The organism is Curvivirga aplysinae, from assembly GCF_009711445.1.
Lineage (GTDB): Bacteria > Pseudomonadota > Alphaproteobacteria > UBA8366 > Aestuariispiraceae > Curvivirga > Curvivirga aplysinae.
This window is the reverse complement of record NZ_SMMC01000206.1, coordinates 1-23,194: the sequence shown is the minus strand read 5'-3', so window position 1 is coordinate 23,194 and position 23,194 is coordinate 1. Positions and strand designations below refer to the sequence as shown.

Here is a 23,194-nt window from a genome sequence, read left to right as displayed (position 1 = left end):
GGCGTGACGGAGTTGGCATATGAACAATGTAGTGGTGATGGATGATACAAGTATCATTGCTCGCCTTGTGTCTGAATTCCTGAAAGAAGTAGAAGGTGTTAATCCGATCATCTTCACCAATCCTTTAGAAGGATTGGATTATTGTATTAATGAACCTAGTGTCGATATGGTCTTAGTTGATTATCAAATGCCAGAGCTTGATGGTCTTGATGTTATCGAAAAACTTCGCGAACACAAAACTTCTGATGATTTACCAGTTATTATGGTAACCAGTAGCGAGGAAAAGCATTTCTTGCGCGATGCATTTGAGGTAGGGGCTAATGATTTCTTACGAAAACCTGTGGACCCCACAGAGTTGATGGTCCGGGTTAAGAACCTGCTTGCCATGAAAGAAATGACAGCGAAACTTCATGCACTTGCTAATACGGATGTTTTGACCAATGTGATGACACGTCGGGCCTTTTTAGAGGCGTCTGAAAGTGAAGTACATCGGTCACAACGTTACGATCACCCTATGTCTGTTATCATGTTAGACGCAGATCATTTTAAAAATGTAAACGATACTTATGGTCATGCGGGTGGCGATGATGTTTTACGTTTTCTATCAGCACAATGTATGGAAATTGTCCGTGATGAAGATCATGTAGGGCGCTTGGGCGGCGAAGAATTTTGTATTTCTTTACCTGAAACCGATTTAGATGGGGCGGCGCTTGTTGCAGATCGATTACGTCAATCTATAGCAGATAGTGATATAAAATTGTCGGACGGGCAGGTTATTAATGTAACAGTTTCGGTTGGTGTTGCTGCATTACAGAAAAATGAAAATTTGGACGATGTTATGCGCCGCTCTGATGAAGCGTTATATGAGGCCAAAGAAAATGGCCGCAATCGGGTGATGAAAGCGGCCTGATTTTTTTGTCATATCTGAGTTAAGAGCTTAGAGACTCCAAAGCTTTTTGGAAACGACCAGCGTGATTTTTTTCAGCTTTTGCTAAAGACTCAAACAGATCGGCAATCTCATTAAAGCCTTCCTTACGAGCAGCTTCTGCCATCTTGGGATACATTTCTGTATATTCGTATGTTTCCCCAGTGATAGAGGATTTCAAATTGTCCTCAGTTGTGCCAATTGGTTCATTGGTTACAGGGTCGCCATTCTTCTCGAGCGCTTCTAAGATTGTGTGAGCATGGGCTGTTTCAACTTCTGCTGTAGAACGGAATACAGCGGCAATATCATTATAGCCTTCGATATCTGCCTTTTGAGCGAAGTATAAATAACGGCGGTTTGCCTGTGCTTCGATGGAAAATGATTTTATAAGATTTTCTAGTGTTTTAGAACCTTTAAGCGACATGAATGTCTCCTGATCCTTAGGTAGTAAATAACGCGTGATAAGATGGATATGTAAAATCCGTGCAGGGGACTATATCAGTTTAAACCGATAGGGCTAGCCCTGAAATGACAGGAACAGGATTCTTGTCATTTATTCAATCTAAACGAACAATATATCAGATTGGAAAAGTATATTTATCTGGTTTTGTTTAGGCGTTTTGATTCACGCGAATAACCACATCAACTGATGCAATGGAAAGATCATCTGGCAAATTAGGGAGTTTGCTAACTTCGATTTGATCAACTGGAATATCGGTAATCTCGCCAGTTGCTTCATTATACATGTGATGATGTGGTGATGGATTTGTACAAAAATAAGAATGACTTGATTCCAGAACCACTTCACGTACAAGTCCTGCGTCACTAAATTGATTCAGTGTATTATAGACAGTTGCCAAAGAAATTTTCAGACGCGCATCATGTGCATCCTTGTGCAACTGCTCTGCAGTTACATGATCAAAAGGACGTTCAAATAAAAGACGTGCTAAACCCAACCGCTGCTTGGTTGGGCGAAGACCCACCGCGTTAAGTTTTTCTAGGCATTTTGAATATGTACGTTGTTTTTGCATGGGTTTTTTATAGGGCGAAGTAATCTGATTGGGAAGCCCATTAGTTCGTTGATTAGCAACTATTGATCTATATCAAGGAAGAGCATTTAACTTTAGTCAATTTCTAAACAATACCAAGGCTTGGCGATGTGGCCGACTCTGCGTATATCTATGCTATGGCAAATACACAAAACCCCAAAAATAAAAAAATAAAATCAAAAAAAGCAACGAAGAAAGTTGCAGCCAAAAAAGCTGCAAAATCAGATGCTAAAGATAAGTTTCGTTCTAGGGAAAGTAGCTTAGTTCAGACGAAAACGTCACGTCCTTTGTGGAAATGGTTAAAATGGATTTTAACATTCGGGATTTGGGGTGGTGTGGCTTTTGCAGGAATTTTACTGTGGTTTGCTTGGGATCTTCCCAATCCGGAAACGGCAACAAAAGCTATCACTCGTAATCCTTCTATGACAGTTTTAGCCGCAGATGGTTCTGTATTAGCACGGCAAGGTGGGACGCATGGTCGGCCAATCACATTGGATGAATTACCCCCTTCTGTAATTCAGGCCTTTATCGCCACAGAAGACCGCAGATTCTATGATCATTTTGGTATCGATATATTTGGTCTTGGGCGTGCAATATTTGTGAATTTAACCAGTGGTGGTTATCGTCAAGGTGGGTCAAGTTTGACGCAGCAATTGGCGAAAAACCTGTTTCTGACGCGAGAAAAAACAATTCGTAGAAAAGTACAAGAGTTGCTTCTTGCCTTCTGGTTGGAAAAATCGTTTAGCAAAGATGAGATTTTAACGATTTATTTAAATCGTGTATATTTGGGGTCTGGTGTTTACGGGGTGGATGCCGCTGCACGTAAATATTTTGGTAAATCTGCTTCTAATTTATCTCTATATGAGAGTGCTGTCTTAGCAGGCCTACCTAAGGCACCAAGTGCATATAATCCTCGTGCAAATGCAGAAAGAAGTGCCAAACGGGCAAATTTGGTTCTTGATCTCATGGTAAATGCTGAGTTCTTACAACAAGCCACGGCCGATACTCATAAACGTAAGAAAGTTAAGATCGTTGGCGCGCGCGCAGGACAGAATAACCGGTACTTTGCTGACTGGGTAATGGGACGTGTATCACATCTTATTGGTCCCATAGATGATGATTTAATAATTCAGACAACGTTTGAACCAAGTCATCAAAGAGCTTTGGAAAGTCAAATTTGGAAAATTTTAAATCAAGCAGTTAAAGCAAATGCTGAACAGATCGCTGCAGTGATCATGCGAGAGGATGGCGCAGTAACAGCGATGTTAGGTGGGAAGAACTGGTCAATCTCACCTTTTAATCGTGCCGTTCATGCAAAACGTCAAACCGGGTCTGTATTTAAACCAATCGCATATTTAGCAGGCCTTGAAAGTGGTTTGGAGCCTGACGATCAGATTGATATTTCTAATATTGTGATTGATGGTTGGAGTCCGAGGGATCAATCTTTGTTGAATAATCCTGATAATGGCTATCAAGAAAAAGTTTCCTTAGAGAATGGGTTGCGTCTCTCACTTAATAAAGCCGCTGTAGCCATAGCTGAAAAAGTAGGAAGAGGTGAGGTAATACAAATGGCACGGCGATTGGGAATTACGGCACCCATGCAAGAACATCCATCCCTTCCTTTAGGGGTGCAAGAGATATCTTTAATGGAAATGACAGGTGCATATGCGGTGATTGCAAATAATGGCCTTGCGGCGATACCGCATGGGATCAAGGAGATCAGGGCCGGAAATGGCGAAGTGCTCTTTACTCATTTTGAAGATGATAGTGAAATACTGGACGAAGACATTGCAGAAAATATGACTGAGATGCTGCATAGTGTTGTGTTGGATGGGACTGGCAAGCGAGCGCAATTGGAAAAAAGTTATGTTTCCGGTAAGACTGGAACAACACAGTTAAACAAAGATGCATGGTTTATTGGTTTTGCAAAAGACAATTTAACGGCAAGAAAAGCTCTGGCCATGGGGGTTTGGATTGGAAATGATAAAGCCACCCCGATGGATAACATATCCGGAGGTGGCTATCCTGCTATTTATTGGCAGCGGGTGATGTCGCGTCTTGAAGATGAAATCAGATAAGTAAGTGACCGGCTGTTTATTGATAGCCTAGATTTATCAATTCACTTTCCATGCGCGTATTTCGGCTATTACGCGCATAATCTAAGACGCCGCGGCCTGTGTAATCCTTTAGGGAGGGGTCTGCACCGTAGTCGATCAGAATTTGGAATATTTCAATATCACCGGTACGCGCAGCCCAATGTAGTGGAGTTTCCCCCTGTGTATTCCTCATATTTGGGTCCGCTTGGTTATTTAATATAATTTCCATGCTGTCGTAATCTTGACGTTCAGCCGCGTAAAAAATGGCTGAATTTCCAAGACTATCAGGATGGTTGGCAAAGGCACCAAATTCAAAAGTCAACTCAACGATGTCTGGGTAACCTCTTTGGGCGGCTGCAATAAGCGCAGTAATATTACGACTGCCTGTCATATTAGCATCAACCCCCTTAAGAAGCTGAGAACGAACAGCCGTATAGTCACCATTTAAAGCTCCTTTGATCATTGGGTGATCGACAAAGAGCTCGGTTTGCGCAGCACTGATATTAATAAAGCTAAATATAGCCAGAAAAGAGATTGCAGCAGATTTGAAAAATGATTTAATCATAATGTAAATTCTTCTTTCAGGCGGATAATCATTCGATCTAATGATGCGATCACTGGTCCGGGTTGAACCGTTGGTCGATTAATCATTAAAACTTGAATTCCAAGGTTACGACAGGCTTCTAGTTTCGCTTTTGTCGCCTGTGCGCCACTATTCTTCGTGACCAATATGTCTATTTTTTGGCTAGAAAACAATGCCTCTTCATCATTTAGATGAAAGGGAGGGCGCGCATAAATGATATTGCAATCTTTTGGGAGATTTTCTTCAGGTGCTTTTTCAATCATACGTGCGGTTAGTTTCAACCCTGTCACCTCCCTAAACGAAGCTAAATCACGTGATCCCAAAGCAAGGAAAGCATGTGTCCCTAACTGAGTTAATAACATGGCTGCGTGATCTAGATTATCAGCGTATATCCATTGATCTCCTGTTTTCTCAGACCATTCTGGTCGCAGATATCTAACCAGTTTACATTGAGTGATCTTTGCAGCTTCATATGCATGTTTGGGCATAGCTTTGGCGAAGGGGTGGGTTGCATCGATAATAAGTGCAACATTATGGGCGGTTATATAGTTGCATAAACCTTCAACCCCACCAAATCCACCGATACGTATTTGACCAGCTTCTATCTTTGGGGATTTCGTTATGCCTGAGAAGCTTGTTACGATATCGTATTTACTTGCAATGGCATCGGGTATCGCAGGGGGAAGTAAGCGGGCTTCTGTTGTGCCCCCAAGAATTAAAATCTGCGACTTCATTCTAAAATACTCGTTTCCGCGCCTTCATGAGCAAGGATTGTTCCAACACGATCAACTACAACAATATCAACTTTGGTTTGGCCGGATAAGGTAGCAAGAGCAGTTTCTCGTGCTTGTTTTGCAACGGTTTTTGCCAATGGTAAGTCAGGGCAGGCGTCCAAGACTTGTTTGGCTGTATTGGCCGATCGGGTGAGATCAATTTGAGCTTGATCTCCCCCCAATTTCGAAACCATATCTGCGAGTTTTTCGAAATTCACTTGGGATCGGGATGAATGTAAGTCCATATTACCTTGCGCCAGTTTTAACATCTTGGCAAAGCCACCAGAGATGGTGACGCGTTCAACTGGATGTCGACGAATATATTTAAGCATGCCGCCAGCGAAATCACCCATATCCAGATAAGCCTCATCCGGAAGGTCAATATTTTCACGCAAAGCGTTTTCGGACATATTACCCGTGGTGCCTGCCACATGATTGAATCCATTTGCACGGGCAACATCGACGCCTCGATGAATGGAATGTATCCAAGCGGAACATGAAAAAGGTGTCACAATGCCCGTTGTTCCAAGAACAGAAAGCCCACCGACAATACCAAGGCGAGGATTCCATGTTTTTTGTGCGAGTTCTTCACCATTTTCGATTGATATTGTAACATTTAATCGAAGAGACTCATCATGTTGGTCGGCAACTTCTTGCAGATTGCTTTCTATTATTTCTCTTGGTTTTGGATTGATGGCAGGTTCACCGACCGGAAGCGGAAGGCCGGGTAGGGTCACTGTGCCAACGCCTTTTCCGGCGTGAAACCTAAGGCCGTTATTTTCGGCCTTGGTGATTGTGGCGCTAATAATGGCTTCATGTGTGATATCGGGATCGTCGCCCGCATCTTTCTGGATGGATACGGTGATAGAATCACTGGATTTAACGGGGTTGAGTGTTTTAAAGCGTGGTAACTCTCCACGTGGAAGACGAATTTCAACTTCATCAGGCACTATACCTGTAAGCAGTCCAATATAAGCCGCTTTTGAGGCTGCGGCGGCACAACTGCCCGTTGTCCAACCTTTACGTAAAGGTTGGTCAGGTTTGCGACCAGCTTTGGTTTGTATATTTTTATTCGACTCATTCATGAAGATGCAGTTTAATCTGAACTGTGGAAAACGACCATCGCAAAAGAGGCCAACTTTTCTATTTTTTGCGCAAAGTTGTTAGTTCTAGTCGCTAGGATTTGTTGCAAAACTTTCTGATTTGAGTATGGTGCCCGCCATGAGTTTGACAATGAATATTACCCCGCCAGCTGACCTGCCAGAATTTCTGCCCGGTTGGGTCTGGCTCGTTGGTGCAGGTCCGGGCGATCCGGGGCTGTTAACCCTTCATGGTGTGAATGCGTTGGCCCAAGCGGATGTCATTGTTTATGACGCCTTGGTTGATGAACGTATTTTGTCTATGGCAAAACCAGAAGCAGAACGTATTTATGCGGGGAAACGTGGTGGTAAGCCAAGCCCAAAGCAACAAGATATTTCTGATCGTCTGGTGGAACTAGCGAATGACGGAAAACGTGTGTTGCGTCTAAAGGGTGGTGATCCTTTTGTATTTGGACGTGGTGGGGAAGAAGCGTTAACCCTTGTTAATGCCGAAATTCCATTTCGTATCGTTCCCGGAATAACAGCGGGTATCGGCGGTATGGCCTATGCTGGCATTCCTGCCACGCATCGTGATTGTAATTCTGCGGTGACTTTCGTGACAGGTCATTCCATGACGGGTGAAGTGCCTGATAATATGGATTGGAAAGCATTAGCCAATGGTGCACCGGTCTTGATTTTCTATATGGCGATTAAGCATATCGGACGAATTGTCGAAAAATTAATGGAGGCAGGACGCCCGGCAGATGAACCGGTTGGCTTTATTATGGCAGCAACCACCGAAAACCAAAAAGTCGTCACCTGTACCCTAGAAACAGCTGTTGAAACAGCGGAGCAAATTAAACCACCTGCAATTGTATGTGTGGGTCCTGTTGTTGATTTGCGTGAACAGCTGAACTGGATGAGCAAGGTTGCAGAATTATCTGCTTCTGAAGCTGCGGAATAATGACTGAATTTTCCAATAGTCGTGGATTGATTATTGCCGCCCCTAAATCGGGTAGTGGTAAGACCTTAATTACTCTTGCTTTGCTACGTGCAATAAGAAACCGTGATATTAAGGTGGCGTCTGCCAAGATCGGTCCGGACTATATTGATCCTGCTTTTCACCGGGCAGCGAGTGGTCATAACTGTTTGAATATTGACCCTTGGGCGATGCGTCCAGAAACGCGTCAGAATATCTTGGATCAATTAGCTGAAAATAATCCGCAAATTATTATCACCGAAGGGGTGATGGGATTATTTGATGGTGCAAAAGACGGTACTGGTTCAACAGCGGATTTTGCAGCCGAAATCGGCCTGCCTGTTTTACTGGTCGTGGATGTAAAGGGCCAATCTGCCTCTGCAATTGCGACTATTAAAGGATTTATAGACCTCAGAGATGATGTGCAGATTGGTGGGGTGTTGTTCAACAACCTCGGTAGTTTATCCCATAAAGATTTGATCCAGCAAGCCATGGATAAATATTTACCGGATTTACCGATACTAGGATATTTACCACGCCATCCGGATTTGGAAATGCCGGAACGTCATTTGGGATTGGTGCAGGCTGGCGAACATTCTGATCTGGAAGGTTTCCTGCAAATAGCAGCCAACTGGATATCTGAGTATTGTGATATCGATAAATTAATATCGATTTCTTCATCATTGCAAAGTCGTAATGAAAAAGGCGCGACGGATTATATCCCACCCATTGGTAGGCATATAGCAGTTGCACGTGATCTTGCTTATGCCTTTTGCTATGAAGGTATGTTAACTCATTGGCGTAAAATGGGGGCGGAAATTTCTTTCTTTTCACCCCTATTGAATGAGGCTCCAGATGAGGAGGCGGATGCCATTTATCTACCTGGTGGCTATCCTGAATTACATGCAGCCAAAATTGCCGCAAATGAGAATTTTTTGAACGGCCTCCGTAAAGCGGCAGAACAAGAAAAATTTATCTTTGGTGAATGCGGTGGCTATATGACACTGGGTCGTCAAATTGTTGATAAAGAAGGTGTTGCCCATGACATGTTAGGTCTTCTTCCAGTGATTACCAATTTCCAGAAACGCAAACTTCATTTGGGTTATCGCAAAGCTGAATTACAGCATGATTGTCCGTTGGGTAAAGCAGGTGATGTGTATTTGGCACATGAATTTCACTATGCATCTACCGATGAAATTGATATGAGTGCAGAGGCTCTCTTTGCAACCAAGGATGCAACCAATACGCCGATGGGCACCGTTGGTTTGCGTGTTGGGTCTGTAATGGGGTCTTTTATTCACTTGATTGATCGGATGAAACCGTGAGCCAATCAGAACCACTTCCTTTTTGGGAAACCAAGTCTCTTTATGAGATGACCCAGACAGAATGGGAATCACTTTGTGATGGTTGTGGCCAATGTTGTCTTCATAAAATGGAAGATATTGATACGGGTGAGATTGCGGTTACCAATGTGGCGTGTAAGTTATTGGATTTGAATAGTTGCCAATGTAAACATTACCCCAACCGTTTGGATCATGTGCCAGATTGTGTGCAACTGACCCCCAAAGATGCTGAAACATTAACTTGGTTACCGAAAACTTGTGCTTACAAACTTATTGCGGATGGGGACGATTTACCCACCTGGCATCCTTTGATTTCCGGTGATCCTAATACAGTCCATGAAGCAGGCATTTCCGTGCAAGATGAAGTGGTTGGTGAAGAAGAAGTCGAAGATTTGGAAGAGCATGTGATGCATTGGTTAGAAGCAGGTAATATGCCATTTAATTTTCAAGATCGTGATCCGGATTTCGAAGATTAAGACTTATTGTTTCTTTCGCGGCATTTTACTTCGCCAAAAAGAAGACTTCAGAATTTCATCAAAGCAGCCTACACTCCCTCAATGCTTGAATTATTACGCTCTTCATCCAAGAAATCTATGGAAACAGATCGGCTTGCCCTGAAAAACGGGCAGGAAGTCATAATACGTTTCAAGGTAAATGCGCGCGCGAAACGCTTGATCTTAAAATATGACACAGCAAAGCGGGAAATTGTGGTGACTTTACCAAAAGGGGTTTCACAACGTCAGGCTTGGCGATTTGTTGATCAGCATCATGATTGGATTGAGGCGCAAATTTCTAAACAAGAAATATTGATTGAAGTTCAAAATGGCGTTTTGCTTCATGTTGAAGGGATCGAATATAAGATTACGCATGATCCGAAACTAGGGAGATCTTGTCGATTAACCGAAGAAAGTTTGCTGATGGTCGGAGGTCCCGAAGAACATATGCCCCGCCGTGTCATGGATTTCCTTAAGAAGAAAGCAAAAGAAAGATTTAAGGAAAGAGTTGATTATTATACGGATCAACTTGGTGTCCAACATCGACGTATTAGTATTCGCGATACAAAAAGCCGTTGGGGAAGTTGTGCGTCAGATGGAAGTTTAAACTTTTCTTGGCGTCTCATTATGGCGCCAAGATATGTTTTGGATTATGTGGCCGCACATGAAGTTGCGCATATCCGTGAACATAATCATTCAAGTGCCTTTTGGGCGATTGTTGAAGAATTAGACCCGGAATGGAGAAAATCCCGGGATTGGCTGCATCAACATGGCGGAAAATTACACGCTGTGACGTTCAACTGAGATAATTATGAATATTTCGAAACAGGATTATATCAAAGCTGATCCCGATCATACGCCATCGGTTTGGTATAGTATCCTATTGACTGCCTTAACATCTATGGGTGTTTTGTCAGTGACTTTATATGTGCCAGCTATGCTGGGCATTGCGGATGACTTTCAGGTGGATAAGGTCTCTGTGCAGGTTACTTTATCTTTATTTTTATTTGGGTTCGCTTTTGGTCAGCTTGTTTACGGGCCATTAAGTGATCAGTTTGGCCGCCGTCCTGTTCTCTTGTCAGGTATAGCTTTTTATGTAGCTTCCAGTTTTATCTGTGCTTTGGCGCAAGATATTGAAGCTTTGCAATTTGCCCGTCTTTTTCAAGGGATTGGCGCCTGTTGTGGGGCTGTGATTTCGCGTGCTGTCGTTCGGGATTTATACCATCAAGATCAAGCGATCCGGGTTTTTGCTTTTGTGGCGACGGCTTTGTCTTTAACACCTGCAATTGCCCCCATTATTGGCGGGCAATTAACCGTATGGTTCAACTGGCAGGCTTGCTTTTACTTCTTGGCCGTTGTTGGAAGTGTAATGTTTATCTGGTCTTTCTTTCATTTAAAGGAAAGTAATACGGAGAAATTATCAGGGGCGATTAACCCAATTCGCTTGGCAAAAATCTATTGGCAAGTGATCAGCAATTTAAGATTTGTGGCGCTGGTGATGATTAGTAGCCTGCTATTTGGCGGCTTGATGAGTTATACCACATTAAGCCCATTTTTGATGTTGGAAGAATTGCAACTTACACCGGATCAATATGGATTGCTTATCATGTTTACGGCGGCAGCTTATGGTTTTGGTAGTTATATGTCAGGCCGCTTGGTAAAAGTGATTGGGCATCAAGCGATTATGATCGGTGGGCCGATTATATCTATTGGCGGGGCTTTATTAATGTTGGCATTAAGTTTTGAACTGTCGATTATCTATCTGGTTCTGCCGGCCTCAATTTATCTAATCGGCAATGGATTTGTAGCCCCCACCACGATGGCAGCAGCCATGCAACCTTTCCCTAGAATTGCAGGGAGTGCATCGGCCATGATGGGGGGCTTTCAAATGGGCGTTGCCGGAATTGTGAGTGTTCTGGTGAATAAAGTATATGATGCAACAGCCTTACCTTTGTCCCAAGTTATGCTGGGTTTGGCTTTTGCTTCGCTTGCATGTGCATTTTACGTCATATTTACAGATCGACAGATTGCGGCTAAACAGCCTGTCTGATTATTACACTAATGGAGCTATAGAATGGGGTTGAAGCCGACACATATCGTGGTCACAATTCTGATTACGATGTTGACAGCATTGGGGCCGTTAAGCACAGATTTGTATTTGCCTGCCTTGCCGAATATTCAAAATAGTTTTGATACAGATGTGCCAACAGTGCAGTTGACGCTTAGTGTTTATATGGTTGCTTTTGCCGTTTGCCAGCTCTTTGTGGGTGCAATGAGTGATCAGTTTGGGCGCCGTAAGGTACTTCTAGGAAGCACTTTTATCTATTTCCTAGCGTCAATCTTATGTTATTTCGCAGGCAGTATTGAAGAATTGATTGCTGGACGGCTTTTACAAGCAATTGGTGCTTGTGGGGGCATTGTGATTGCTCGTGCTGTTATACGCGATGTGTATCAACCCGTTGATGCGGCAAAGTTAATGTCACATATGGGCACTGTTATGGCGATTGCCCCAGCTGCAGGTCCGATCTTGGGTGGGGTTGTGACGGTTTATTTTGGCTGGCAAGGTAACTTCGTGATGCTTTCAGCCTTCGGAGGGTTATGTTTACTGGGAATTTATGGACTTCTTGAAGAGACCAATACGAATCCTGATCCGCATGCCATTAAACCACGCCGAATGATGCGAAACTTTAGGTTTATGTTATCTCATCGCGCATTTGTGGGATTTATGTTGGCATGTCTGTTTACTTATTCTGGGCTATTTGCCTGGATATCAGGTTCCGCTTTCGTATTTATCGAAGTTATTGGGTTGCGGCCCGATCAATATGGTTATGTATTCGCGGGTATGGTCGTTGGGTATATGATTGGTACGCAATTTGGTGGGCGTACTGTTAAAACACTGGGGATGCGTAACTTAATTTTGTTTGGTGCTTGTCTTGAGATATTCGGTGGGGGCGTGATGCTCATGATGGTCTTAAGCGAATATGTGACTGTCTATAGTATTTTATTGCCGATGGTTTTTTATGCGGCTGGTATGGGTATGGTCTTGCCAAATTCTATGGCATCTGCGGTTGGGGCGTTTCCAAAAATGGCTGGCGCCGCAAGTAGCCTAATGGGCTGTATGCAATATTCGGGTGCTGCTTTTGTTGGGCTGGCGGTTGGTCATAGTTTTAATATGACGGCTTTCCCGATGGCGTTTGCGATTGCTGTCATGGGCGGTTTGACTATAGCTTCATATGCCTTTGTTATTCGCGGGTCAGCAGAGTTAAAAGATGCTGGTACTCCGGATGAACCTGCAAGTAAGATTATTGAGGACGCAGTGTAAATCAACAATCAGTGATCATTATCACAGGGCTTGAAATTTAATTCTGTTATCTTATATGTCCATCTAGATAGTTTAGTTTGAATTACCCCTCCCCCTGTTTAACTGTGAAAACTGGCTATTGGATAAGACGTTTATAAGAAAAGGGCTGGAAAATATTCCAGCCCTTTTTGTATGTCTTTCACGAATTTGAAATTTATTACGGTCTCAAAACATGTGTGTGATCGATGTGATAAAGATGACTATCATCAAAATCTTCATTTTCAAAAACACGGCCGACCAAAATTAAGGCAGTACGTGTCAACTTTGCTTCTTTTACCTTTTTACGAATATCAGATAGATTTCCGCGGATGATTTCCTGGTCTGGCCATGTGGCACGATAGACTACAACAACGGGACAATCCTCGCCATATAAAGGTGTAAGGTCACGCACAACTTTTGCCAAATTGGTGATGGACAGATGGACCGCCAATGTGGCGCCACTTTTACCCAAAGTTACCAAATCTTCACCTTCAGGCATCTCTGACGAGCGTGTAGATGTCCGTGTCAGAATGATTGTTTGGCTGACACCCGCAAGGGTCAATTCAGACTCAACCAAAGCTGCACTTGCCGCAAAGGCAGGAACACCCGGGCAAATATCATACGGGATGCCTAATGTCTTTAAACGACGGATTTGTTCACCAATCGCACCATAGATAGATGGATCTCCAGAATGGACACGGGCAACATCTTCGCCGCGTTCATGGGCTTTTACGATCTCATCAATGATTTGATCCAGATGCATAGGGGCTGTATCCATGACCAATGCGCCCTCTGGTGCTTCAGATACGATGGCTTCTGGAACCAGTGACCCCGCAAAAAGGCAGGTTTTACATTTTTGGATAAGTTTCAGGCCACGAACGGTGATCAGGTCTTCTGCACCCGGTCCGGCACCAATGAAATGTACAGTCATTTGTCTTATCCTTCTTCGTCAGTCATTTTCTTTGCATAGCCGCGCGGCGTATAGACAAATACCTTGCCACCACGTTCTACAAAGCGGGTTTCGGAATTACCAATCATAACCAAAGTCAACATATCTACTTCTTCTGGATTAAACTCTGAAAGTGTAACCACACGTACGGTTTCATCTGGACGACCCAAGTTGCGTGCAATGACTACGGGTGTTGTGTCTGGACGATGCTTTAACAAAATTTCTTTTGCTTCTGGCAGTAATGTACGGCGACGTAGGCTTTGCGGGTTATAGAAGGAAATCACAAAATCGCCTTCACCTGCCGCATTCAAACGTTTTAAGATATGTTCACGTGGTGTCAGAAGATCGGATAAGCTGATGGTGCAGAAATCATGGTTGATCGGTGCGCCAATGCGTGCAGCCGCAGCTTGGAATGCAGAAATACCGGGTGCAACTGTAACATCGACACCATTCCACGCACGATCATCTGCGCGATCGATTAATTCAAATACCAAAGTTGCCAGAGCATAGATGCCGGGGTCACCAGAACAAACCAATGCAATCTTTTTACCTTCTGCGGCTAATTCCAATGCACGGCGGGCACGGGCTTCTTCTTCACCCAATTCGGAATTATGAGTTGGTTTGCCTGCGATCAAGTCATCACATAAATCCAGATAAAGCTGGTAACCAACGATTTCTTCGGCATCTTGCAATAAATGAACGGCTTCAGCCGTACGCCAGTTTTCTGTACCCGGGCCGATGCCGACGACATATAGTTTTCCAGCCTCGCGACCTTTATCCATGAAATTAATTCCTTTGTTATTTCTGGCAATTGCCATTGTGTGTTTTGGATCTTTTTGTTTGGGAAGGATCAATTCACCACCATCCCCTGCAAGGGAAAGGGCCGAACCTTCCGCAACGCCATAACATCCTGTTTCTTTGAACACGATTTCAGACGGGTTTTGGAGTTGATCCTTATATTTGTTGAGGGCCGATGCCTCAAAAACGCGAAAGGGAATATCTAATTCTTTTGCTAAGCCAATCATGGCCGCTTCATCAACTTTAATATCAATGCTGCCCATAGCAGCAATACTTTGTGCAGATAAATTTTCGTCATCCAACTGTTTTTTTACATGGGAGATTAATCCTGATGCTGGCGCATTTCTCTCACAGCCAACACCAAGAGTGAGAACAGGTGGATGAATGACTAAATTTGTATCACTCGCACGATCAGATTTATCTGTTACATAAACGCAATATTCACCAGATGAGGAAAAGGCAGTTGAAGGCGGCCAGCTTTCATCCCCGGCTTCATGCACAAGTTGTACTTTCTCACCCGCTAAAAGAGCTGCGGTGATCGGTTTCATCATTTCGGGGTTTTCAAGCTTATATCCGATAGGCGGTTCATCCAAAGAAAAGCCTAGTTTTAAATCACCCGCAGTTGTAACGGCAGCGTGAATGTTAAGATGGCTCGCTAGATCCCGTGCCATTTGGTTGGCACCATGATGACCGCCAAGTAGGGGAACAATAAATCGTCCGTCTTCAGACAAAGAGAGAAGTGCAGGTTCCTCACGCTTATCGCTCAAAGTTGGCGCCACAGCACGAATTAAAATCCCAGACGCACATATCCCAATAATGGATTGGCCCGATTTATATAGTTTTTGAATATGAGAAATGGTTTCTGTAAAATAGGTATCACAGCCTTCTTGAATTCTCTTCTTAAAACCATGAATTTCCGCCTGTCCAAGCGCAGATTTCACCTTTTCTGCCAAAGGCAGGGCGCTATCTGTCAAAATCAGGATGGCAGTTGGTTTCAGAGGCATAAGATTATTCTTCTTTCCAAGCTTCACCGCGTTTATGAATTAAAATCATGGAGAAATATGGGGCTGTTTCCAGCTCAACCTCCGCTAATGGGGCTACAATTTGCTTGTCCATTGTCGCATGACTGATATAGCGGGCTTGGTCTGTAAGGCCTAATTCTTCGATAACGCGGCGGATTTTGGGAAGATGGCGCCCAACTTTCATAATGGCTGCTGCTTCGGCACGATCCAGTCGACGTTTCATAATATCTTCTTCAACAGGTCCGGGAATGACTGTCATTACATCATTACGGCTTGCGAGTGGCGCGCCGACCGCTGCTGCGGTTGCCATCAAAGAGGAGACACCCGGAATGACTTGGATAGGAAATTCATCCGCCAAGCGACCAAACAGATACATAAAAGAGCCATAGAAAAAAGGATCACCTTCACATAAAACAGCGACATCTTTACCTGCGTTTAACTGTTCTGCAATTTCAATTGCTGCTTTGTCATAAACATTTTGCGCAGGAAAACGAGCCACTTCCATCGGCATACGAATAGGGATTTCGTGATGATGTCCATCTAGATGAGGTTCAGCAATTGTGCGTGCCAAGCTGTCCCCTTCTAACAGGGCTGGCCAAGCCAAAACATCAACCTCACGGATCACGCGTAATGCCTTAAGGGTGATGAGTTCAGGGTCACCTGGACCAACGCCCACGCCGAAAAGTGTACCCGTATTTTTAATCACTTCTGTCATATTCTTATTCTTCTTAACTTTAAGACTTGGTTACAGCATATTGTGTAACTTGCATGAAAGGTTTCCAGCCATGATGTGGGCCTACTTTGGTTAAGCGGGATACAGATTGACGCGACATTTCACCGCCCCAGTTTTCCCACATTTCCATAAGTTTTGTTTCCCCTTGTAAAGTCACGGCATTGGCTACCAGACGTCCACCTTTGGGCAATGCATCCCAACAGGCTTCAACCAAACCTTCAGATGTTAACCCGCCACCAATGAAGATCGCATCTGGGGTTGCAAGACCATCAAGTCTCTCTGGCGCACGGCCTTGGATGATTTTCAAAGTTGGTGTGCCAAGGCTCAGGGCATTATCTGCCATTAAGCCAAGACGTTTGTCGTTGTCTTCAATGGCAATGGCTTTGCCATCTGCACGCATCCACTCAATTGCGATGGAACCGCAACCTGCACCGACATCCCAAAGTAACTCACCCGGTTTGGGTGCAAGTAAAGCCAAGGTCGCTGCCCGTACTTCGCGTTTAGTCATTTTGCCATCATGAGAGAAGGCATCGTCAGGTAAGCCTGCGATACGCGATAAGGATGCCGCTTGATCATCAGCTACGCATTCGATGCAAATGACGTTGAGATCAGCTGTTTTTTCGTCACTCCACTCTTTTGCAATATTAGATATACGGGCTTCATCTCTTCCACCCATATGGGATAAAACTGTGATCTGGCTTTCCGAAAACCCTTTGAGACATAGGAGTTCCGCTGCTTGCGCAGGGGTTTCTCCATTTGCGGAAAGTGCAATTAGTTTGACGCCATTTCGAAGGTGTAATGATAAATTTTCAAGCGGTCTACCATGTAGAGTTAAGCATTCAGTGAAGGGATCTGTTAAAGCCCATCCCATTTTCGCGGAAGCAAGCGCAAATGCGCCAACAGCTGGAACAATATCCAGTTGGTCATACCCAAAATGCTTACCTAAAGTCACGCCAATCCCATAAGACATAGGATCACCTGTCGCAAGCACAACCACTTGTTTGCCCTTTAGTTTCTCTATATCAGCCAGAGTATCTTTTAAAGGGGAGCGCCATGTCATTTGGTCGGCGTTGGTCGCGCCTATCATAGTCAGATGACGATCGCCGCCGATGACCACATCGGCTTGATCAATCAAAATACGGCTGCTGGCGGAAAGGCCATTCATGCCATCTTCGCCAATGCCGATAACTTTGATCCATCTTTGGCTCATTCTTCATTCTCCGCACAAAGCGCATTTACGGCTGCTGCAGCCATTGCACTGCCGCCTAAACGACCACGTAAAGTGACGAAGGGAATGTCACCAGCATGGGTGATCAAAGCTTCTTTGGATTCTGCCGCGCCAATGAAACCCACAGGAAAACCTAAAATCGCAGCGGGTTTCGGTCCACCAGCTGCAATTTTCTCCAAAAGATAGAATAGGGTGGTTGGCGCGTTTCCAATAGCAACGACAGCTCCTTCCAGCCAAGGCTCCCAAAGTTCCACGGCCGCCGCAGATCGTGTATTTCCAATCTGCTTGGCAAGGTTGGGAGTGCTATCCATATTTAATGTACAGATCACATCGTTTTCTGCAGGCAATCGGCGGCGGATGATACCATGTGATACCATTTCAGCATCACACAGAATGGGCGCACCTTGTTTTAAGGCGTCGGTTGCTTTGGCAATATCTCCACCCCATGCGATATTCTCGACAACATCCGGGTTTCCTGCTGCATGGACCACACGTAAGGTAATCGCATGTAGAGAGGTTGGGATATTTGTTAGGTCAGTTTCTTCGCGGATAGCTTTAAAACTGGCCGCATAGATTGCCATGGGATCACGAATGTAATCAAACATTACTTTAGCCTTTATAACCGTTTTCTAGCGTCTTAGGACCCAGAGGATGGTCGGCTTGTGGATATGGATGGTGATGGTGATCATGGTCGCCATGATCATGAGAATGACCGTGAGAGTGCCCATGCCCATGATGATGATGTCCGTGGTCATGTGAGTGATCATGACTATGATCATGGGAATGATCGTGGCTAAGTGCATCACCAGTACCAATACCTTCCACATGGTGGTGATGACTTTCCTGTGCCATGCCTACTTCATCTTCAAAACCTAGAACTTGTGCGCGATATTTACACATTTGACAGTTCATTACATTGGTGCCTTCAAGAATTTCCCAAACACGTTCTGCAAAGGTATCCATTACTTTGGGATGGTCGTTTAGATATCCAACTTTTACGAATTCTACATCTGGATGGCGTGCAGCGACAGTGTCAACGGCGTCATAGATACGGTTAATCAGGATGCCAGTGAATAAGAAATAAGGAAAAACAAGGATGCGTTTATAGCCGAGCTTAACAAAATGTTCTAAGCCTGGCTCTACAAGAGGAAATGTTACGCCAGAATAACATGTTTCGGCCCAGCCAAAACCCATGCCTTCCCATAGCATGCGCATCACTTTCGTTGCATTTGAATTTGCATCTGGATCAGACGAACCGCGCCCAACGACAACAAGCATGCTTTCATGCTTGCTTTTATTGTCATCGAGACCAGACCAGGCTTCTTCAACACGTGCACCCGCAGCTTGCAGCATTTTAAGATCGATGCCCAACTCGCGACCATATTTAATTTCTACACCTTCATTTTGTGCCTGATAGGTGTTTAAGACAGATGGGATGTCGTTTTTCGCATGTCCCGCAGCGAATAACATGCCCGGGATTGCCAAAATCAACTCGCAGCCGGCCTCACGTAAATTATCCAAGCCTGTGCGGATGATTGGTGTTGCGAATTCCAAGAAACCATAATCAACAGGCAAGTGACTCCAACGTTCTTTTAGTTGTTCGGACACTTGTTTGAATTGTGTAACTGCGTTTACATCACGACTGCCATGACCACATACCATAATGCCGATTTTGCGTCCGTCAGCTGTATGTGTCGGAATTTGAATATTTGAAATGTCTACGCTAGAAGAAGCAGCGATCTGATCAGACATATTTGCCCCGTCCTTTCTGGGTTCTCATGGTTATGATTATATTATGTGATGGATGAATTTGCCCCGATCCACCTAGGGTCCGCATGAATGCGCTATAACATGCTCATTTCTATTTTGCCAGCGTTAAAGCCGCCATTCCTTGCTCTGTTCGCGACAGAGTTTCTATTTGCCTATAGAAACTGAATAGTAGTATGATTACCAAAGTTTAGCATTAGATGAGTTAACGAGATATTGAATTTCAACATTGCACAAAAATTCGGATTTTTTATGGGGGCCTGTATATTTTTATATATGGGCTTTGTTGTGTCCGCAACTGCAGAAAGTATGAAAATCAAACTGGCAACTGGGACCGATTACGCACCTTATACGGATCCCGGCTTACCTGGTGGTGGCGTCGTGTCACAAATTGTGAGGCGTGTTTTTGAAGAAATGAATTATGAAGTGGAGATAGGTTTTTATCCTTGGAAGCGTACGTATCAACGCACATTAGAATTACAGAATGATGCAACATTTCCCTTTGCAAAAAACGCCGAACGTGAAGCTGATTTTCTTTTTTCTCGCCCCATCAATCAAATCAATGTCCGTTTTTACGAATTCCGTGAAGCGGCTAAAAATATTCAAACAGTTGATGATATTATTGGGATGACCTATTGCCAACCGCTGGGTTATTTAACGGAACCGGAATTGACTGATCTCATCGCTAAAGGACAGCTATCGCGATTTGAAGCCACTGATATGCCAGCTTGTTTTAAGGTTTTAGGTTTGGGGCGTGTGGATTTTGTTCTAGCTAATGATTTTGTTGCTTGGGAATCAGCGCAGGCTGCCTTTGGGATCGAAGGGTTTGACCGTATTAAGCCAGCGGAAGAACCTATTCGGCGCGCTTATGAATATTTAATGATTTCACGTCAACACCCAAAAGGACGCATGCTCATTGATCAATTCAATGAAACTTATGGAAAACTATTAGATAATGGCACCTTACAGCAAATCTGGACCGATGCTATTGGAAAGAATGCACAACCTGCGTCTTGAGCGTTAATCTGATGCTTTTCTATGTTCCATCTGGCGCGTGCTTTCTGACATAAATTGCATCACCTTTGAGTGAGGCATGGCATCTCGGCTATAGTCAAATGTTCCGAAGGTCTTAATTTCTTTTGCAGCATTATACAATGCGCCAAGAGCAGCACGGGCAAAAGAGCCCCCAACGCTTACGCGTTTAACACCTGCATTTTGTAACTCATCAAGCGTGAAAGTTGGGCCAGATAAACCCATAACAACATTCACAGGCTTATTTACGGAATTACAAACAATACGGATAGCTTCAAGACTTGGAAGACCCGGGGCAAATAGGACATCGGCTCCTGCTTTCTCAAAGGCCTGTAAGCGTCTGATTGTGTTGTCTAAATCAGGACGCCCATGTAGATGGTTTTCTGCCCGAGCCGTCAGAACGAAACCACGTTTTCTTGCCATTTCTGCTGCCGCTGCGACACGTTCTACGGCAAGACTAAATTCAAAAATCGGGCGTTCAGGATTACCAGATGCATCTTCAATTGAACCACCAACCAAGCCAATATTAACAGCCCGGTCAATTGTGAGTTCGCAATCTTGTGGGATAGGACCAAATCCGTCTTCCAAATCTGCAGAGACCGGCAAGGAAACGGAATTGACTATTTCTGCAGCATTTTCAAGGACATCATCACGCTCTAAACCTGCAATGCCGTCCTGCAAGCCTTGCGAGAAAGCATATCCCGCACTTGTTGTAGCAAGAGATTCAAAACCAACAGTCTCCAGAATCTTGGCTGATCCGGCATCCCAAGGATTTGGCATTACAAATATGCCAGGCTTTTCATGTAAGAAGCGGAAGGTTTCTAATTTTGAGTCACGTGTAGTATTAGCCATTTCTTAATGCCCTTTTCTGTTCCCCGCCAATAAGAGGAAAGCATACTAACATAGAATAATATTTTATAGCATCCTGAATCTTTATTATTTTCATATCTTGCTTTTCTCTATTCGCTTGATGCGTCTTTAGGTGCGTGTTTTGCCAAAATACGTTGTAAGCTGCGGCGGTGCATTTGTAAGCGTCGCGCGGTTTCAGAAACATTACGGTCGCATTGTTCATAAACGCGTTGAATATGCTCCCAGCGAGCACGATCTGCAGTCATCGGATTTTCTGGTGGCGAGGGTAGACTGTTATCTTCTTCCAGTAAAGCGGCTGTGATCTGGTCTGCATCAGCTGGTTTGGAAAGGTAATCAACAGCCCCGGCTTTCACGGCGCTTACCGCCGTTGCAATATTACCATATCCTGTAAGCATGATGATGCGCGCATCAGGGCGTGCTTCAGATAAAGCTTCTACAGCCTCCAAACCGCTACCATCATCCAAACGCAAATCCATAACCGCATAGGCAGGCGGATTTTGTTGAATAATGGTGAGGCAGTCAGAGATTGAGGCGGCCGTTGAAACGTCAAAACCACGTTTTTCCATAGCACGTGCCAAACGCGATAAAAGAACATTATCATCATCCATTAACAGTAAACTGCGCTCTCTAAGAGAGGAAGTTGGATTATCTTGTGCTTCAGACATTTGTTATATCTTCATCGTTTTTATTATTGACGGGAAACAAGATCTCGACGCGCGCGCCATTTGGTAATTTATTTTGGATACGAACATGTGCTTGAACACGTTCTAGCAGAGTAATGGCAATAAATAAACCAAGTCCCATATGCCCATCTTCACCAGTTCGGGTGGAAATATAAGGTTGGCCAATTTTTTCTATAACAGTGGCCGGAAAACCGGGGCCATCATCTTCAATAATGAGGCGATAGCCATTTTCGTCCCAACTGAAATGGGTCTCAATTATATTCTGAGCAAATTGTCCTGCATTGCTATAGAAATTTCCAAGTCCTTGAAGAAGCTCTGGGGAAGGATAAACAATAGGTTCTGCACCAATAGAATTTTCATCAAAGATGAACTTGCTTGTAATATGCGGTGGCACATGATCTTGCATGGCTTGCTCAACCATATGGGAAAGTGTGAGTTCTTCAAAACTTTCACCACCTATATGTTCCGGTTGCACGGATAATTTTGCCAAGATATCCCGGCATCTGAGTGATTGGCTCACAAGAAGCTCTACATCTTCGAAATAGGGACTATCATCGGGCAAATCATTCATTAATTCCTTGGCAATCAAGCTGATTGTGGAAAGCGGTGTTCCCAGTTCATGGGCGGCAGAGGCCGCTAAGCCGCCAAGTGCGGAGATTTTTTGTTCGCGTGCCAAGGCAGATTCAGTTTGTTGTAAGGCTTCAGAGGTTTTACGTGCTTCTTCTGTGAGGGACCAAAGATAAAGTGCCATTAGGAGAATGGCCAATGCCAAGGCAACCCAAAGCCCAACAATATATAGAATAGAAACTCGTCCCGTATGAATATCCAGTAGACTTCCTTGCCAAGGAAGGGGTTCGTGATAAAAGGCCATAAATGTCGCGCAGAAAAGTGCTAATACAGTCAGCATCACTGTGGCACCCCGGGAAAGCAAGGTGGCAGCGATTGTAACTGGGACTAAAATAGTGAGTGAGAATGGATTTTCTAAACCGCCTGTATAATAAAATAATGCGGTTAGCTGGATCATATCAAAAGCCAACAGACGTGCGGTATGGTAATTTGACATACGATTTGTTTGGCTAGTGGAAATACCCATCCATAAGTTGGATATGGCCAAAATGCTAATCAGGATAAGGCATGGATATAGCTCAATTGGGAAGTTTAAGCCAAAGGTGACTACACCTATCGCTATCAGCTGTCCAAAAACGGCAAACCAGCGAAGCAAAATTAAGCTATGCGTACGGATTTCCCCTTCCCGTCTTAGGGTAGGAGATTCAATATTACTAAACCATTCCAAAGGACTACGCATGCGCTAAATGAGCATTATTACAGCCAATTTGGCAAGTCAAAAGCTTGGTTGATTGTTGGAGATAAGGAACAATGCGCAAAAATTTATAGATAAGGTTGTTTTCGTTAGAATATGCTTTATTAAGAAATATAGATAAAAATTTGTA

General features: G+C 44.1%; 23 protein-coding genes. 9 read left to right on the top strand and 14 right to left on the bottom strand.

Features of this window, described 5'->3' with window-relative positions; genetic code table 11:
• Positions 1 to 19 precede the first annotated feature (19 nt).
• The gene (locus tag E1160_RS14055) at positions 20 to 910 is read left to right on the top strand and encodes a GGDEF domain-containing response regulator (RefSeq protein WP_155156259.1); all 891 of its coding nucleotides are present in this window, start codon (positions 20 to 22) and stop codon (positions 908 to 910) included.
• Between the two features lie 19 nt (positions 911 to 929).
• Here E1160_RS14055 and E1160_RS14050 read toward each other — a convergent pair whose 3' ends face one another.
• Positions 930 to 1,349 (bottom strand): rubrerythrin family protein, encoded by a 420-nt coding sequence (locus E1160_RS14050; RefSeq protein ID WP_155156257.1) that lies wholly within the window; start codon positions 1,347 to 1,349, stop codon positions 930 to 932.
• Between the two features lie 187 nt (positions 1,350 to 1,536).
• Positions 1,537 to 1,956: an iron response transcriptional regulator IrrA gene (gene irrA / locus E1160_RS14045; RefSeq protein WP_155156255.1), complete on the bottom strand. Its 420-nt coding sequence runs from the start codon at positions 1,954 to 1,956 to the stop codon at positions 1,537 to 1,539.
• Positions 1,957 to 2,084: 128 nt separating this feature from the next.
• Between irrA and E1160_RS14040 the strand changes: the two genes are divergently transcribed.
• Positions 2,085 to 4,052: a transglycosylase domain-containing protein gene (locus tag E1160_RS14040; protein WP_155156253.1), complete on the top strand. Its 1,968-nt coding sequence runs from the start codon at positions 2,085 to 2,087 to the stop codon at positions 4,050 to 4,052.
• A 16-nt stretch (positions 4,053 to 4,068) separates the two neighbouring features.
• Here E1160_RS14040 and E1160_RS14035 read toward each other — a convergent pair whose 3' ends face one another.
• Genes E1160_RS14035 through E1160_RS14025 form a run of 3 tightly spaced genes read right to left on the bottom strand, consistent with a single transcriptional unit; the run spans position 4,069 to position 6,511 of the window.
• Positions 4,069 to 4,635, bottom strand: coding sequence for an ankyrin repeat domain-containing protein (locus E1160_RS14035; RefSeq protein ID WP_155156251.1), 567 nt, complete (start codon positions 4,633 to 4,635; stop codon positions 4,069 to 4,071).
• Complete coding sequence (locus E1160_RS14030) at positions 4,632 to 5,387, bottom strand: cobalt-precorrin-6A reductase (RefSeq protein ID WP_155156249.1); 756 nt, start codon at positions 5,385 to 5,387, stop codon at positions 4,632 to 4,634. The genes E1160_RS14035 and E1160_RS14030 overlap by 4 nt, the downstream gene beginning before the upstream one ends.
• Positions 5,384 to 6,511: a cobalt-precorrin-5B (C(1))-methyltransferase gene (locus tag E1160_RS14025; RefSeq protein ID WP_155156247.1), complete on the bottom strand. Its 1,128-nt coding sequence runs from the start codon at positions 6,509 to 6,511 to the stop codon at positions 5,384 to 5,386. Before E1160_RS14025 ends, E1160_RS14030 begins: the two co-directional genes overlap by 4 nt.
• 136 nt (positions 6,512 to 6,647) lie before the next feature.
• On the opposite strand from E1160_RS14025, the gene cobA reads away from it, so the two are divergent.
• The 6 genes from cobA to E1160_RS13995 all read left to right on the top strand — a co-directional run bounded on the left by cobA (position 6,648) and on the right by E1160_RS13995 (position 12,643).
• Complete coding sequence (gene cobA, locus E1160_RS14020) at positions 6,648 to 7,469, top strand: uroporphyrinogen-III C-methyltransferase (protein WP_155156245.1); 822 nt, start codon at positions 6,648 to 6,650, stop codon at positions 7,467 to 7,469.
• Positions 7,469 to 8,809 carry a cobyrinate a,c-diamide synthase gene (locus tag E1160_RS14015; protein WP_155156243.1) on the top strand — a complete coding sequence of 447 codons (1,341 nt, stop codon included), beginning with the start codon at positions 7,469 to 7,471 and terminating at the stop codon, positions 8,807 to 8,809. The genes cobA and E1160_RS14015 overlap by 1 nt, the downstream gene beginning before the upstream one ends.
• A complete protein-coding gene (locus E1160_RS14010; protein ID WP_328597162.1) occupies positions 8,806 to 9,303 on the top strand; it encodes a YcgN family cysteine cluster protein in 498 nt (165 codons plus the stop codon). Before E1160_RS14015 ends, E1160_RS14010 begins: the two co-directional genes overlap by 4 nt.
• An 81-nt stretch (positions 9,304 to 9,384) precedes the next feature.
• Positions 9,385 to 10,125 carry a M48 family metallopeptidase gene (locus E1160_RS14005; protein WP_155156241.1) on the top strand — a complete coding sequence of 247 codons (741 nt, stop codon included), beginning with the start codon at positions 9,385 to 9,387 and terminating at the stop codon, positions 10,123 to 10,125.
• 7 nt (positions 10,126 to 10,132) lie between these two features.
• The gene (locus E1160_RS14000; RefSeq protein WP_155156239.1) at positions 10,133 to 11,371 is read left to right on the top strand and encodes a multidrug effflux MFS transporter; all 1,239 of its coding nucleotides are present in this window, start codon (positions 10,133 to 10,135) and stop codon (positions 11,369 to 11,371) included.
• Between the two features lie 24 nt (positions 11,372 to 11,395).
• Positions 11,396 to 12,643 carry a multidrug effflux MFS transporter gene (locus tag E1160_RS13995; protein WP_155156237.1) on the top strand — a complete coding sequence of 416 codons (1,248 nt, stop codon included), beginning with the start codon at positions 11,396 to 11,398 and terminating at the stop codon, positions 12,641 to 12,643.
• Between the two features lie 196 nt (positions 12,644 to 12,839).
• On the opposite strand, the gene cobM is transcribed toward E1160_RS13995, so the two are convergent.
• From cobM to E1160_RS13965, 6 genes are read right to left on the bottom strand one after another with little or no spacing between them, the layout of a single operon-like run.
• Positions 12,840 to 13,592, bottom strand: a complete 753-nt coding sequence (cobM, locus tag E1160_RS13990) for a precorrin-4 C(11)-methyltransferase (protein ID WP_155156235.1) — start codon at positions 13,590 to 13,592, stop codon at positions 12,840 to 12,842.
• A gap of 5 nt (positions 13,593 to 13,597) precedes the next feature.
• A complete protein-coding gene (gene cobJ, locus E1160_RS13985) occupies positions 13,598 to 15,412 on the bottom strand; it encodes a precorrin-3B C(17)-methyltransferase (protein ID WP_155156233.1) in 1,815 nt (604 codons plus the stop codon).
• A gap of 4 nt (positions 15,413 to 15,416) precedes the next feature.
• Complete coding sequence (cobI, locus tag E1160_RS13980; RefSeq protein WP_155156231.1) at positions 15,417 to 16,145, bottom strand: precorrin-2 C(20)-methyltransferase; 729 nt, start codon at positions 16,143 to 16,145, stop codon at positions 15,417 to 15,419.
• 19 nt (positions 16,146 to 16,164) lie between these two features.
• Positions 16,165 to 17,373, bottom strand: a complete 1,209-nt coding sequence (gene cbiE, locus E1160_RS13975) for a precorrin-6y C5,15-methyltransferase (decarboxylating) subunit CbiE (RefSeq protein ID WP_155156229.1) — start codon at positions 17,371 to 17,373, stop codon at positions 16,165 to 16,167.
• Positions 17,370 to 17,996 carry a precorrin-8X methylmutase gene (locus E1160_RS13970; RefSeq protein ID WP_155156227.1) on the bottom strand — a complete coding sequence of 209 codons (627 nt, stop codon included), beginning with the start codon at positions 17,994 to 17,996 and terminating at the stop codon, positions 17,370 to 17,372. Before E1160_RS13970 ends, cbiE begins: the two co-directional genes overlap by 4 nt.
• A gap of 4 nt (positions 17,997 to 18,000) precedes the next feature.
• On the bottom strand, positions 18,001 to 19,143 hold the full coding sequence (locus E1160_RS13965) for a sirohydrochlorin chelatase (protein ID WP_155156225.1): 1,143 nt from the start codon (positions 19,141 to 19,143) through the stop codon (positions 18,001 to 18,003).
• A 303-nt stretch (positions 19,144 to 19,446) separates the two neighbouring features.
• Between E1160_RS13965 and E1160_RS13960 the strand changes: the two genes are divergently transcribed.
• The gene (locus tag E1160_RS13960) at positions 19,447 to 20,175 is read left to right on the top strand and encodes a substrate-binding periplasmic protein (protein WP_218048912.1); all 729 of its coding nucleotides are present in this window, start codon (positions 19,447 to 19,449) and stop codon (positions 20,173 to 20,175) included.
• Positions 20,176 to 20,178: 3 nt separating this feature from the next.
• Here E1160_RS13960 and E1160_RS13955 read toward each other — a convergent pair whose 3' ends face one another.
• The 3 genes from E1160_RS13955 to E1160_RS13945 all read right to left on the bottom strand — a co-directional run bounded on the left by E1160_RS13955 (position 20,179) and on the right by E1160_RS13945 (position 23,049).
• Positions 20,179 to 21,042, bottom strand: a complete 864-nt coding sequence (locus E1160_RS13955) for an isocitrate lyase/PEP mutase family protein (protein WP_155156221.1) — start codon at positions 21,040 to 21,042, stop codon at positions 20,179 to 20,181.
• A gap of 107 nt (positions 21,043 to 21,149) precedes the next feature.
• On the bottom strand, positions 21,150 to 21,725 hold the full coding sequence (locus E1160_RS13950) for an ActR/PrrA/RegA family redox response regulator transcription factor (protein ID WP_155156219.1): 576 nt from the start codon (positions 21,723 to 21,725) through the stop codon (positions 21,150 to 21,152).
• Positions 21,718 to 23,049, bottom strand: a complete 1,332-nt coding sequence (locus E1160_RS13945) for an ActS/PrrB/RegB family redox-sensitive histidine kinase (RefSeq protein WP_155156217.1) — start codon at positions 23,047 to 23,049, stop codon at positions 21,718 to 21,720. Before E1160_RS13945 ends, E1160_RS13950 begins: the two co-directional genes overlap by 8 nt.
• Positions 23,050 to 23,194 lie beyond the last annotated feature (145 nt).